We start from the raw sequence: 13,076 nt of genomic DNA, 5'->3' as shown, positions 1-13,076 counted from the left end.
ACGCTCAGGCCCGCCCCTCTTCCACAATCACCGCCAGGCGCCGGATCGCCGCCTCCACCTCGGGCGTGAAAGGGATGCCGCAATTGATGCGCAGGTAATTATCGTAGCGATCCGAGTTGCTGAAGATCCAGCCCGGCGCATAGCGGATGCCTTCCCGCAAGGCGGTGTCGAACACCGCGCGCGGATCGCGCAGCACCGGCAACTGTACCCATAGCAGCATGCCGCCCTGCGGCATGGCGAGCCGAGTCTCCGCCGGGAAATGCGTGGCGATGGCCTCGGCCACCGCGCTGCGCCGCGCCCGCAGCAGGCGGCGCAGGCGATTCAGGTGACGATCGAACGCCGGGCTGGCCATGAACTCGCTGGCCGTCAGTTGCAGGAAGGTGTCGTTCGGGCGGCTCTGCGCGTACTTGAGCATCTTCACGCGCGCATGCCAGCGCCCGCCACTGATCCAGCCCAGACGCATGCCGGGAGCGAGCGTCTTGTGCAAGGACGCGCAGTGGATCACGCCGCCATCCTCATCCCAGGATTTCAGCGCGCGCAGCGGCTGATCCTCGTCGCCCAGCGCAGCATAGGTGTCATCCTCGATCAGGGCCACGCCGTACTGCGCACACAGCGCCACCATGGCCGCCTTCTTCTCGTCCGGCATCACGCTGCCGAGCGGGTTCTGGAAATTCGGAATCACCACCACGGCCTTGATCGGCTGGGTCTGCAGCGCCAATTCGAGGGCCTCGACCGACATGCCGGTCTGCGGACTGGTCGGAATCTCGATGCTGCGCAGGCCCAGACTCTGGATGATCTGCAAGAGGCCGAAGTAACAAGGGGACTCGACTGCTACCGTATCGCCGGACTGGGTCACCGCACGCAGCGCGAGGTTCATGGCCTCGGTGCAGCCATGGGTCACCACGATGTCGTCCGCCGTGAGGCGCATGCCGCTCTCTAGCGCGCGCCGCGCCAGCACCGTGCGGAAGCCCTGCTCGCCATGCCAGGGGGTGGGATTGACCAGCACATCCGGATGCAGGCGCAAGGCGCGGGTCGCGGCACTCTTCAGCGCGGCAGCCGGGTAGGCGTCCGGTGAGCCGAAGGCCTGGGCCAGATTCAGGCGCAGCGAGTGCTGCTCGCAACGCGCCAGAAAGTCCGACACCCGCTCGTGAATGCCGAGAAACTGGGCGGCATCGATCGTGGCCGGGATGGCGGGTTCACTCGAAGGCTGCAAAGCCAGCCGGCGCGGCCGGCAGACGTAGTAACCGGAACGCGCCCGCGCCTCCAGCCAGCCCTTTTCCTCCAGATGGCGGCAAGCCTGCAGCGCGGTACTGAGGCTCACCTGATGCAACTTGGTGAGGGCGCGCACCGAGGGCATGCGGTCACCCGGTTTCAAGGCGCCGGCGTCGATCGCGCCGAGATAGTGGCCGGCCAGCTGCAGGTAGAGCGGCGAGGCTTCAGGGGTGTGGGTTGCGATATCCATGGCTGATGGTGCTCCGGGTCCATACGCTCACAACAGATACAGAAATTGCGTTCTGTAACCATAACAGTTGGATTCTGTATCTGCTGATCTGCTTCACAAAGTCTGCCCCTGTGCCTGCCGGCGTGAAGCCCCGACGCCTACGATTCAGTCAAGGATCAAACAGGAGCAGATCATGCGCAGCAGCACTCAGAAACCGGCCCCCGCCGCCCGCGAAGTTCAGCTTGAACGTGGCATGGGCCTCTCGGCCTACGCCCGCCGCCAGACTCGCATCGTGTGCGTGGAGGGGGAAGTGGAAGTCAGCGAAACCATCATGTGGGTCGGTGCCCAGCCCCTGCGCATCACCCGCCGGCTGCGTGCCGGAGACGCCTGCCGGGTCGAGGAAAGCGGCTGGCTGATCCTGCGCGCCGACGCGGCCAGCGCCCGGCTGCAGTTAGAAGCCCCGCCGCCGGCTGCGGCGATGATCCTGCTGGCGCAACTGCGCAGCTGGCTCAGCAGCCATCTGCATCTTCCCAGCGGTACGGCACAGGCGCACTGAATCCGCGCGCGGCCCGAGCCCGGCTGGCAGAAACCGCCCCTGCGTACTGCGTCAATCGGGGCCCGCGCAGTGCCGTAAGTGCGGCTTCGGCCGCACGGCCAGTAGCGGCCCCCGATACGGGGCCCGACCTTGGCCGCCCCTGCCAACCCGGTGCGCGTTTCAACAATAAAAAGGCCGGGCTTGTGCCCGGCCTTCTCTTGCACGTTGCTCTACGCGCTTATTTCAGATCGAAGCGATCCAGGTTCATCACCTTGGTCCAGGCCGCCACGAAGTCCCGCACAAACTTTTCCTTCGCATCGTCCTGGGCATAGACCTCGGCCAGCGCGCGCAACTGCGAGTTCGAGCCAAAGACCAGATCGACGCGGGACGCGGTCCATTTCACCGCGCCGGTGCTACGGTCACGCCCCTCGAAGCGCTGGGCGCTTTCATCGACCGGCCGCCACACCGTCCCCATATCGAGCAGGGTGACGAAAAAGTCATTGCTCAGCTGGCCGGCGCGCTGGGTGAATACACCGTCCTTCGAGCTGCCGGCATTCGCCCCGAGCACCCGCAGACCGCCGACCAGCACGGTCATCTCGGGCGCTGACAGCGTCAGCAACTGGGCCTTGTCGACCAGCAACTCCTCGGCCGGTACGCGGTACTGAGCCTTCTGGTAATTGCGGAAGCCATCGGCCTGCGGCTCCAGCGGCTCAAAGGACGCGGCATCGGTCTGCTCGGCACTGGCGTCCATACGGCCCGGCGCGAAAGGCACTTCCACCGTGAAGCCCGCGGCCCTGGCCGCCTGCTCGACAGCAGCGGAGCCGGCCAGCACGATCAGATCAGCCAGCGAGACCTTCTTGCTGCCTGCTGCATTGAAGCCTTTCTGGATGCCTTCGAGCACACCCAGCACCTTGGCGAGCTGCGCCGGCTGGTTCACTTCCCAATCCTTCTGCGGGGCGAGACGGATGCGCGCACCATTGGCACCACCACGCTTGTCGGAGCCGCGGAAAGTCGATGCCGAGGCCCAGGCGGTAGCAACCAGTTCGGCCGTGGACAGGCCGGAGGCCAGCACTTTGGCCTTGAGCGCTGCGATATCTGCCGCATCCACCAGCGGGTGATCGACGGCCGGCACCGGGTCTTGCCAGATCAGTTCTTCGGCCGGCACATCCGGGCCGAGGTAGAGCGCCTTCGGGCCCATGTCGCGGTGAGTGAGCTTGAACCAGGCGCGGGCAAAGGCGTCGGCGAAGGCGGCCGGATCCTGATGGAAGCGGCGCGAGATCTTCTCGTAGATCGGGTCGAAGCGCAGCGAGAGGTCGGCCGTAGTCATCATCGGCGGATGTTTTTTCGACGGATCATGCGCGTCCGGGATCAGGTGTTCCGGCTTGCAGTCCTTCGCGTACCACTGGTGCGCGCCGGACGGGCTCTTCGTCAATTCCCACTCGTAGCCGAAGAGCATGTCGAAGTAGCCGTTGTCCCAGGTCGTGGGGTTGGGCTTCCAGGCGCCTTCGATACCGGAAGTGGTGGTGTGCACGCCCTTGCCCGTGCCGAGCTTGTTGATCCAGCCCAGACCTTGTTCCTCAAGCGGAGCGGCTTCGGGCTCGGGACCGACCAGGGCCGGATCGCCCGCACCGTGGGCCTTGCCGAAGGTATGGCCGCCGGCGACCAGGGCCACGGTCTCCTCGTCATTCATCGCCATGCGGGCGAAGGTTTCGCGCACGTCGCGGCCGGAGGCGACCGGGTCCGGGTTGCCGTCCGGCCCTTCCGGGTTCACATAGATCAGGCCCATCTGCACGGCGGCGAGCGGGTTATCCAGCTCGCGATTGCCGGAGTAGCGGCTGTTCGGCTTGTCGGAAGTGGCCAGCCACTCCTTCTCGGCGCCCCAGTAGATGTCTTCCTCGGGCTGCCAGATATCAGCGCGACCGCCGCCAAAGCCGAAGGTCTTGAAGCCCATGGACTCGAGCGCAACGTTGCCGGCAAGGATCATCAGGTCGGCCCAGGAGAGCTTGTTGCCGTACTTCTGCTTGATCGGCCAGAGCAGGCGACGCGCCTTGTCGAGGTTGCCGTTGTCGGGCCAGCTGTTGACCGGGGCGAAGCGTTGATTGCCAGTCCCCGCGCCACCCCGACCGTCTGCCGTGCGATAGGTGCCGGCGCTGTGCCAGGACATACGGATGAAGAGGCCGCCATAGTGGCCCCAGTCGGCCGGCCACCAGTCCTGCGAGGTAGTCATCAGCGCGGTCAGATCTTTCTTCACCGCAGCGAGATCCAGCTTCTTGAACTCTGCGGCGTAATCAAAATCGGCGCCGAGCGGGTTCGAGGCCGGTGCGTGCTGGTGCAGGATGGAAAGATTCAACTGGTTCGGCCACCAGTCACGATTGGACTGGCGGCTGGCAGTGGTGCGGCTACCGTGGCCGAAGGGGCATTTTGCTTCGCTGCTCATGAGTCGTTTCCTTTGGATGGGGTGTTGAACTGCATGGACGCAGCTTAGCGATGGCACTGTGCTTGTTCTATTGAATTACCTTCATGGGCGAAATACCAAAAAACTATCAACACAAAAACAATCAAAACAAAAAAACTATCAAACATTAATCCCGACTGGGTGCATGCCTCCGAGGCACAGGTACTCGGATGGTGCAAAACGGGTCTCAGGCAGCGCTCGAAGCAGAATCAGAACGGCGCTGTAATCCCCTTGCAGCAAGGCGTATCAAATTTTTACGGCACGCCTTCTGGCATCTGGCACGGCTTCTGCGTTAACTGGTCAGACCAGTTAGACCAGAGCACCTGCCGTGACCCGCCTCTCCAGCTTTGCCGCCCAGACCCTGCAGCGCCAGATCCACGCCGGCCATTACGCCACCGGCAGCGCCCTGCCCGGCCAACGGGATCTGGCCGCCAGCCTGGGAATCAGCCGGGCAGCACTGCGCGAAGCGATTTCAACGCTGGAAGCACTGGGCATGGTGCGCTCGCAGCCGGGCAAGGGGGTTTTCGTCACCACCGGCGCGGGCCGCGCAGCAAACGAAGTGCCGGCCGGGCCGCTGGCCATGTCGCCGCAGGATGTCTTCCAGTTCCGCGCCATCGTCGAGCCTGCTGCCGCCGCGCTGGCCGCCCGTAACGCCAGTGCTGCCGAACGCGAAGCCCTGCAGGCGATCCAGGCGCGCATGGATGCCGCCCTGCATGCGCTGGACCTGGTCGGTGCCTCCGAAGCGGATCTCGAATTCCATCTGGCGATCGCCGATTTCTCTGCCAACCCGCTGTTGAGTTCGGCAATTCGCTCCCTCGAAGAGCCGATTGCCTACAGCCTGCGCCTGCCCTTCGCCGATCCCGGCGGCGTGTGGGCGCCCGCGGATGAACACCAGGCGGTGCTCGCTGCGATCTGCGCAGGCGATGCCACCTCCGCTCACCGCGCCATGACTTACCACCTGAGGCGCGCCGCGACGCGGATCAGCCTCAGTTTCGTCGACACCTCTTCCCCCACGCCCTGACCCGGCACCTTGTTATCAGGAGTTTCCCATGAACCGCCGCACCATCCTTCGCTTCCTCTCCACCTCAGCTCTCGCCCTTGGCCTGCTCAGCAGCCTGACGGCTTTCGCTGATGGCCTCGACAACGTCAAGAAGGCCGGCGTGCTGCGCGTGGCTGTACCACAGGATTTCCCGCCCTTCGGCACCGTGGGCGCCGACATGAAACCCCAGGGTTACGACATCGACATGGCTGCGCTGATCGCCAAGGAAATGGGCGTGAAGCTGGAACTGATCCCGGTGTCTTCCACCAATCGCATTCCCTACCTCACCACCGGCAAGGCCGATCTGGTGATCTCCAGCCTCGGCAAGAATCCGGATCGCGAAAAGGTGATCGACTTCACCATCGCCTACGCGCCCTTCTACAACGGCGTCTTCGGCCCGGCTGACGTCAAGGCTGCCAGCGCCGCCGACCTGGCCGGCAAGAGCATCGCCGTGACGCGCGGTTCGGTGGAAGACCTGGAGCTCACCAAGATCGCCCCGGCCACGGCCGTGATCAAGCGCTTCGAGGACAACAACACCACCATCTCGGCCTACCTCTCCGGCCAGACCCAGCTGGCCGCAACCGGCAACGTGGTGGCGGCGGCGCTCAACGAGCGCACCAAGCTGCGCCCGCTCACCTCGAAGTTCCTGATCAAGAACTCCCCCTGTTTCGTGGGCGTGAACAAGGGTGAAGTGGCCCTGATTGCCCGCGTCAATGAAGTCATCACCAAAGCCAAGAAAGATGGCTCGCTGAACCAGATCGCGCTGAAGTGGCTGCGCAACCCGCTGCCGGCCGAGCTGTAAGCACGCTTGGGATCTCGTCCTGCCGTGTCTCGATCAATACGGACAGAGGCTGAACAGAAATCGTAGGTGCGACTTCAGTCGCACACCCACCACGGAAGGCCGACTGAAGTCGGCCCTACGAAGCATGGTCAGCCCTCGCTAACAGAACGGGGCGGTTTCATCGAGATTTCAACGCGCCGTAGCCGACCCTCACAGCCCCATGCCAAAAGGATCCCCATGGCCTACGCATTTGATTTCACCGCAGTTGCCGAGTACCACACCCAACTCCTGAGCGGCGTGGGCTACACGCTGCTGCTCACGGCCGTGGGCGCCACGCTGGGGGTCGCCATGGGCACTCTCGGCGCGGTGCTGCGTGCCTGGCGCATCAAGCCTTTCGCGCAGGTGTTCGGCCTGTATGTGGAGCTGATCCGCAACACGCCCTTCATCGTGCAACTGTTCTTCATTTTCTTCGGCCTCCCGGCGCTGGGCATTCGCCTGGCCGAATGGCAGGCGGCCACGCTGGCGGTGGTGATCAATCTCGGCGCCTATTCCACCGAGATCATCCGCGCCGGCATTCAGGCCATTCCGCGCGGCCAGATCGAAGCGGCCGGCTCGCTGGCCATGACGCGCAGCCAGATCTTCCGCCATGTGGTGCTGCAACCGGCGCTGCAGAAGGTGTGGCCGGCACTTTCCAGCCAGATCGTGATCGTGATGCTCGGCACCTCGGTGTGCTCGCAGATCGCCGCCGAGGAACTGACCTTCGCGGCCAACTTCATCCAGTCGCGCAACTTCCGCGCCTTCGAAACCTACATCGTGGTGGCGCTGGTGTATCTGGGTCTGTCGATCGCGCTGCGCGCCCTGCTCGCCCGCCTCGGCCAGCGCTTTGTCGTAAAACGGAGGGCCGCAGCATGATGATGGAATTCACCCTGTGGGACATCCTGCGCAACCTTGGCTTTGGCGCACTGTGGACCATCGGCCTCTCGCTCACCGCCTTCGTGCTCGGCGGAACAACCGGTCTGCTGGTGCTGGCCGCGCGCATGGCCAAGTCGCCCTGGTTGCAGCGTGGCGCGCGCATCTACATCGAGTTCTTTCAGGGCACACCGCTGCTGATGCAGCTCTTCATGGTGTTCTTCGGCATCGCCCTGCTCGGCGTGGATGTACCGCCCTGGCTGGCCGCCGCGCTGGGGCTCACCCTGTTCTCCAGCGCCTACCTCGCCGAGATCTGGCGTGGCTGCGTGGAGGCGATTCCGAAGGGCCAGTGGGAAGCCTCGGCCAGCCTGGCCATGACATGGCTGGAACAGATGCGCCATGTGATCCTGCCGCAAGCGCTGCGAGTCGCCGTCGCGCCGACCGTGGGCTTCTCGGTGCAGATCGTGAAGGGCACCGCAGTGACCTCGATCATCGGTTTCGCCGAGCTCACCAAGACCGGTTCCATGCTCGCCAACGCCACCTTCCAGCCCTTCATGGTCTTCGGCTTCGTGGCGCTGGGCTATTTCATCCTGTGTTATCCGCTGTCGCACTACGCGGCAAGTCTTGAAAGGAAGTTCCATGGAAGCACCTCTGGTTCGCATTGATGCTCTGCATAAACACTTCGGCAGCAACCATGTGCTGAAGGGAATCGACCTGCGCATCCAGCAGGGTGAAGTGGTGGCGATCATCGGCCGCAGCGGCTCCGGCAAGAGCACCCTGCTGCGCTCGATCAACGGCCTGGAAACCTTCGACGATGGCCTCATCGAAGTCGATGGCGAGCGCCTCTACGCCGGCCAGACCGATCTGCGCGCACTGCGCCAGAAGGTCGGCATGGTGTTCCAGCAGTTCAACCTCTTCCCGCACCTCACTGCGGGCGAGAACGTGATGCTGGCGCCGCAAGTGGTAAAGAAAACGCCCAAGGCCGAGTGCGAGACGATTGCCCGCGCCATGCTCGCCAAGGTGGGTCTGGCCGAGAAATTCGATGCCTACCCGGACCAGCTCTCGGGCGGCCAGCAGCAACGTGTAGCGATTGCCCGCGCACTGGCGATGCAGCCCAAGGTACTGCTGTGCGACGAGATCACCTCTGCGCTAGACCCGGAACTGGTCAACGAAGTGCTGGCGGTGGTGAAGCAGTTGGCCGCCGAGGGCATGACCCTGATCATGGTCACCCACGAGATGCGCTTCGCGCGTGAGGTCGGCGACAAGCTGGTCTTCATGTACCAGGGCCGGGTGCATGAGAGCGGCCATCCGAAAGAGCTCTTCGCCGCCCCACAGACACCCGAGTTGCAGAACTTCATCGGCGCGGTCAACTAAGACGCTTCAATAAACACTATTCACCGCCACGACCCCGTCCACAGCTAAGCTGCAGGGGTACTGAAACAGGATCCACAGCATGGCCATCGTCACCCTCGACCCCAACGCCCCCGCCTTCACCCGCCGCTATACCAATCTCGCTGACCCACGTCTGGGCGCGATTGCGGTGGCCTGCAGCGACGATTTCTTTGCCGACATGCAGCGCATGCTGGCGCCGGAGGAGCCGGTGTTCGTGCCGGGCAAGTATGACGCCCATGGCAAGTGGATGGATGGCTGGGAATCGCGCCGTAAACGCGGCCCCGGCCATGACTGGTGCATCGTGCGCCTGGCACGCCCTGGCCAGATCGCCGGCGTGGAGATCGACACTCGCCACTTCACCGGCAACTACCCGCCCGGCGCCTCGCTGGAAGCTTGCTGCAGCGACGCCGCCATCCCGGGCGCCGACACGCAATGGACCACGCTGCTGCCGGCGGTGGCGCTGGCCGGCAACAGCCGCCACTACCACGCGATTGGCGATGCTGGCCGCTGGACCCATGTGCGCCTCTCGATCTACCCAGACGGTGGCATCGCCCGCCTGCGCGTATATGGCCGGCCGGACACGTCCGCCGTGAAGCCGGGCAGCGAACTGGATCTGGCCGCCGCGATCAACGGCGCCTGGGTCGTCGCCACCAACAACGAACACTTCGGCCTGGCCGCCACCCTGCTGCTGCCGGGCCGTGGCGTGAACATGGGCGATGGCTGGGAAACCCGCCGCCGCCGCGAGCCCGGCAATGACTGGGTCATCATCGCGCTGGCCGCTCCGGGCATCATCGAACGCATCGAAGTGGACACCGCCCACTTCAAGGGTAATTTCCCCGACGCCTGCTCGCTGCAAGGCGCCTGCATGGGTGAAGCCACCGAACAAACGCTCATCACCCAGAGCATGTTCTGGGAGGAGTTGCTGGAGCCGCAGAAACTGCGCATGGATGCCGAGCACCGCTTCGCCAGCATCGCGATGGGCCCGGTGACGCATGTGCGCTTCAACATTTTCCCGGACGGCGGCGTGAGCCGGCTGCGCCTCTTCGGCAAGGTGGCGGCGTGATCGAACTCAAAGTCGAAGCACTCAGCCGCGAGGCCTTCGCGCCTTTCGGTGAGGTCATCGAAGCCAGCGAAGCTGTGCAGCACTTCACCATCAACGCCGGCAGCACCGAGCGCTATCACGATCTGGCCGGGCTCGACGCCGGGCCCGCCGGCCGCCTGATCGTGAGCATCTTCCGCGGCCAGCCGCGCGCCCTGCCCTTCACCGTAAGCATGATGGAGCGTCATCCACTCGCCTCGCAGGCCTTCGTGCCGCTCTCAAACCGACCCTATCTGGTCGTCGTCGCGCCACCCGGTGCCGCCCCCACCGCGCAGGATCTGCGCTGCTTCCTCGCCAGCGGCCAGCAAGGCGTGAATTACGCCACCGGCACTTGGCATCACCCGCTGCTGGCGATCGACGCAGTGAGTGATTTCCTGGTGCTGGACCGTGCCGGCGAAGGCCCGAACTGCGACGAAGTCGTGCTCGAACCGACGGTCTGTATCCCCGCAGACCGCTGAGCGCACGCTCAGCTGCACGGCCCTCCTCATCACCACGCCGGGCGCCGCCGGCTGAAGCCGGCCCCGCAAACCTGGCCTACTTGCCCGGCGTACGCAGCATCCCGGTGATCAGGCGCGCGCCGCGCTTGAAGGTCAGGAATGACCACAACCAGCCCAACGTCACTGCCACCCGGTTGCGGAAATCGATCAGGAAGAAGATGTGGGCAATGCCCCACAGCCACCAGGCCAGCGCGCCCCGTAAGCGGATCCAGCCGAAATCGGCCACCGCAGCATAGCGGCCGATGGTGGCGAGATTGCCGTAGTTGCGATAACGGAACGGAGCCTGCTGTGGAAAACCGCTGAGCCGCCGCGTGATCAGGTCACCTACATAACGCCCGGCCTGCTTGGCCGCCGGCGCCACCCCGGGCACAAGCTGGCCCGCTGCGTCGGTAAGGCTGGCGGTATCGCCAATCGCAAACACGCCTTCATGCCCCGGCACACTGAAGTCCGGCCCGACCAGCACCCGCCCGGCACGATCCGCCGCAGCGCCGAGCCAGCCCGCCGCCGGCGAAGCCTGCACCCCTGCCGCCCACAGGATGGTGGCCGCCGGTACGCGCTCCTCACCGATCACCACGCCCTCCGCATCACAGTTCATCACCCGGGCATCCACCCGCACGCTCACGCCCAGCTTCTCCAATGACTGCTTGGCAGCCTCCGACAACTCGGGCGTGAAGCTCGGCAGGATGCGTGGCCCGGCTTCCACCAGCAGCACCCGCGCCTTGCGCGGATCGATGCGGCGAAAGTCCTTGGCCAGTGCGGCACGCGCGAGTTCGATGATGGAGCCGGCCAGCTCCACGCCGGTCGGCCCGCCGCCCACAATCACGATCGTGAGATTGGCATCGCGCTCGGCGATGTCGGTGGCCATCTCGGCACGCTCGAACGCCCACAGCAAGCGCCGCCGGATGCTCGTGGCATCTTCAATGGTTTTCAGGCCTGGCGCGTAAGGCTCCCAGTGGTCGTTGCCAAAATAGGCATGGCGCGCACCGGTGGCAAGGATCAGGTAATCGTAGGCAATCGCGCCGCTGCGCACGCCATTGTCGATGCTTACGCTGCGGGTGGCGGAGTCGATGCCGGTCACCGTGCCCAGCACCACCGTGACATTGGGCTGGCTGGACAGGATGCTGCGCACCGGCCCGGCGATGTCGGCCGGCGACAGGCTCGCCGTGGCCACCTGGTACAGCAGCGGCTGGAAAATGTGGTGATTGCGCTGGTCTACCAGCACGATGTCGACCTCCGCACTGGCCAGCGCACGCGCAGCGGAGAGCCCGCCAAAACCTGCACCGACGATGATGACTACCGGCCTTTTTTGATCACTCATTTTCATGGCTCCAGAAGGGGGGCTGATGGCCGCAGCAGGCTTCTGCCCACCGTTTCTCGGCCTAGGGAAAACCCTAGTGCAATTGCGGAAAAAGCGCACTCCGCAATGCAGCAAACCGACTCTGCCCGCAGCATCAAAAAGCGCCTGCACACTGCACCCGCACGGTGCCCAAACGCATGCGTGGCGATCCAACAAAGTGCCCTTCAGATGCCTGCATGCCCGCCCTGAGCAGGCCCTGCCAACGCCATGCGCATAGGCGCACAAGCCAAAGCCTTGATTTTCATCAACACGCCATTTCTCCCCGCATGCTTGGCACGCCGATTGCTAAACAGGCAGTGGAGTAGAAGCTGTCAGTTGTGAAGCCTCAGGGCATGCGCAACAGGTCATTGCTCCGGCAGTCGTCAGCCCTGGCTGACGGCTGTGTGCCCGCCAGCGGGCGCTTGTGTTCGTTACGGAACGCACCGGGGTCCGATCAGGTTTGCCAGCAGCCCGCGCAAGATCCGAATCGCCCCTGTGAGTTCCGGTTCCCCGCATGGCCCCCCATGCGAAAAAACTTCTCAACGGAGAACCGGCATGACAACAGCAACCCGCAGCCCTCTTGGTCGCCTGCTTGGCACCATCCTTCCCGCCGCCCTGCTGGCCTTCGGCGCCAGCACCGTGAAAGCAGACGACAAGGTCACCTTCCTCACCTCGTGGTACGCCCAGGCCGAGCACGGCGGTTTCTATCAGGCTGTCGCCAAGGGCATCTACAAGAAGTACGGGCTGGACGTAACCCTCAAGATGGGCGGCCCGCAGGTCAACGGCATGCAGCTGCTCACTGCCGGCCAGGCCGACTTCATCATGGGCTACGACCTGCAGGTGCTCAACTCGATCGAGAAGGGCATGCCGGTCACCACCGTTGCCGCCTCTTTCCAGAAAGACCTGCAGGGCATGATGACGCACGACGACGTCAAGTCCCTGGCCGAGCTGAAAGGCAAGACCATCCTCGCCGGCACCACCGCGCACACCACCTGGCTGCCCTGGATCAAGGCCCGCTACGGCTTCACCGATGCCCAGTTCCGCCCCTACACCTTCAACCTTCAGCCCTTCTTTGCTGACGCCACGCTGGCGCAGCAGGCCTACCCCTCCTCCGAGCCTTTCCAGGCCATGAAGAACGGCGTGAAGGCCAACTTTTTCCTGTTCGCGGATGAGGGCTACCCGCCCTACGGCACCACCATCGTGACCATGCAGAAGACCGTCGCCGATAAGCCCGATCTGGTGGCCCGCTTCGTCAAGGCCTCGATCGAAGGCTGGAAGAGCTACCTCGCCGACCCGGCCGCCGGCAACGAGCTGATCAAGAAGGACAACCCGAAAATGGAAGACGAGCAGATCGCCTTCGGCGTGAAGCGCATGAAGGAACTCAAGGTCTTTGACGGGGGCGACGCCGCCAAATATGGCGCCGGCATCATGACCGATGCGCGCTGGGAGCAGACCTACAAGTTCATGGTCGGTGCCGGCCTGCTCAAGGCGGACACGGACTGGAAGAAGGCCTACACGACTCAGTTCGTGAAGGACCTGAAGATCATGCCCTGAAGCTATTCATGCACCGCGCTGCGGCCCGTGCCGCAGCG

General features: G+C 64.5%; 12 protein-coding genes. 9 read left to right on the top strand and 3 right to left on the bottom strand.

Translation table 11 applies throughout. From position 1 onward, the window contains the following. Nucleotides 1–4: 4 nt before the first annotated feature. Nucleotides 5–1,462, bottom strand: coding sequence for an aminotransferase-like domain-containing protein (locus tag HJ583_RS02190; RefSeq protein WP_170020134.1), 1,458 nt, complete (start codon nt 1,460–1,462; stop codon nt 5–7). 172 nt (nt 1,463–1,634) lie between these two features. Here HJ583_RS02190 and HJ583_RS02185 point away from each other — a divergent pair, with 172 nt between their 5' ends. Then, complete coding sequence (locus tag HJ583_RS02185; protein WP_170020132.1) at nt 1,635–1,997, top strand: hypothetical protein; 363 nt, start codon at nt 1,635–1,637, stop codon at nt 1,995–1,997. Nucleotides 1,998–2,214: 217 nt separating this feature from the next. Here the strand turns inward: HJ583_RS02185 and katG are convergent, their stop codons facing one another. Then, the gene (gene katG / locus HJ583_RS02180; RefSeq protein WP_170020130.1) at nt 2,215–4,413 is read right to left on the bottom strand and encodes a catalase/peroxidase HPI; all 2,199 of its coding nucleotides are present in this window, start codon (nt 4,411–4,413) and stop codon (nt 2,215–2,217) included. A gap of 346 nt (nt 4,414–4,759) precedes the next feature. Here katG and HJ583_RS19290 point away from each other — a divergent pair, with 346 nt between their 5' ends. The 7 genes from HJ583_RS19290 to HJ583_RS02145 all read left to right on the top strand — a co-directional run bounded on the left by HJ583_RS19290 (nt 4,760) and on the right by HJ583_RS02145 (nt 10,109). Further along, on the top strand, nt 4,760–5,452 hold the full coding sequence (locus HJ583_RS19290; RefSeq protein WP_170020128.1) for a FadR/GntR family transcriptional regulator: 693 nt from the start codon (nt 4,760–4,762) through the stop codon (nt 5,450–5,452). Nucleotides 5,453–5,480: 28 nt separating this feature from the next. Then, the gene (locus HJ583_RS02170) at nt 5,481–6,272 is read left to right on the top strand and encodes a transporter substrate-binding domain-containing protein (RefSeq protein ID WP_170020126.1); all 792 of its coding nucleotides are present in this window, start codon (nt 5,481–5,483) and stop codon (nt 6,270–6,272) included. A 216-nt stretch (nt 6,273–6,488) separates the two neighbouring features. Continuing rightward, nucleotides 6,489–7,163, top strand: a complete 675-nt coding sequence (locus tag HJ583_RS02165) for an amino acid ABC transporter permease (protein ID WP_101941805.1) — start codon at nt 6,489–6,491, stop codon at nt 7,161–7,163. Further along, nucleotides 7,160–7,825 carry an amino acid ABC transporter permease gene (locus HJ583_RS02160; RefSeq protein WP_217423238.1) on the top strand — a complete coding sequence of 222 codons (666 nt, stop codon included), beginning with the start codon at nt 7,160–7,162 and terminating at the stop codon, nt 7,823–7,825. The genes HJ583_RS02165 and HJ583_RS02160 overlap by 4 nt, the downstream gene beginning before the upstream one ends. Continuing rightward, a complete protein-coding gene (locus HJ583_RS02155) occupies nt 7,800–8,534 on the top strand; it encodes an amino acid ABC transporter ATP-binding protein (RefSeq protein ID WP_170020124.1) in 735 nt (244 codons plus the stop codon). Before HJ583_RS02160 ends, HJ583_RS02155 begins: the two co-directional genes overlap by 26 nt. A gap of 79 nt (nt 8,535–8,613) precedes the next feature. Continuing rightward, nucleotides 8,614–9,615: an allantoicase gene (alc, locus tag HJ583_RS02150; protein ID WP_170020122.1), complete on the top strand. Its 1,002-nt coding sequence runs from the start codon at nt 8,614–8,616 to the stop codon at nt 9,613–9,615. Continuing rightward, a complete protein-coding gene (locus HJ583_RS02145; RefSeq protein ID WP_170020120.1) occupies nt 9,612–10,109 on the top strand; it encodes an ureidoglycolate lyase in 498 nt (165 codons plus the stop codon). The genes alc and HJ583_RS02145 overlap by 4 nt, the downstream gene beginning before the upstream one ends. A gap of 76 nt (nt 10,110–10,185) precedes the next feature. On the opposite strand, the gene HJ583_RS02140 is transcribed toward HJ583_RS02145, so the two are convergent. After that, nucleotides 10,186–11,466 carry an NAD(P)/FAD-dependent oxidoreductase gene (locus tag HJ583_RS02140; protein ID WP_170020118.1) on the bottom strand — a complete coding sequence of 427 codons (1,281 nt, stop codon included), beginning with the start codon at nt 11,464–11,466 and terminating at the stop codon, nt 10,186–10,188. 573 nt (nt 11,467–12,039) lie between these two features. On the opposite strand from HJ583_RS02140, the gene HJ583_RS02135 reads away from it, so the two are divergent. Next, the gene (locus HJ583_RS02135) at nt 12,040–13,038 is read left to right on the top strand and encodes an ABC transporter substrate-binding protein (RefSeq protein ID WP_170020116.1); all 999 of its coding nucleotides are present in this window, start codon (nt 12,040–12,042) and stop codon (nt 13,036–13,038) included. Nucleotides 13,039–13,076: the final 38 nt, after the last annotated feature.

The sequence above is a fragment of the Uliginosibacterium aquaticum genome, from assembly GCF_012972705.2.
GTDB lineage: Bacteria > Pseudomonadota > Gammaproteobacteria > Burkholderiales > Rhodocyclaceae > Uliginosibacterium > Uliginosibacterium aquaticum.
This window is presented reverse-complemented; position numbering and strand designations above follow the sequence as displayed.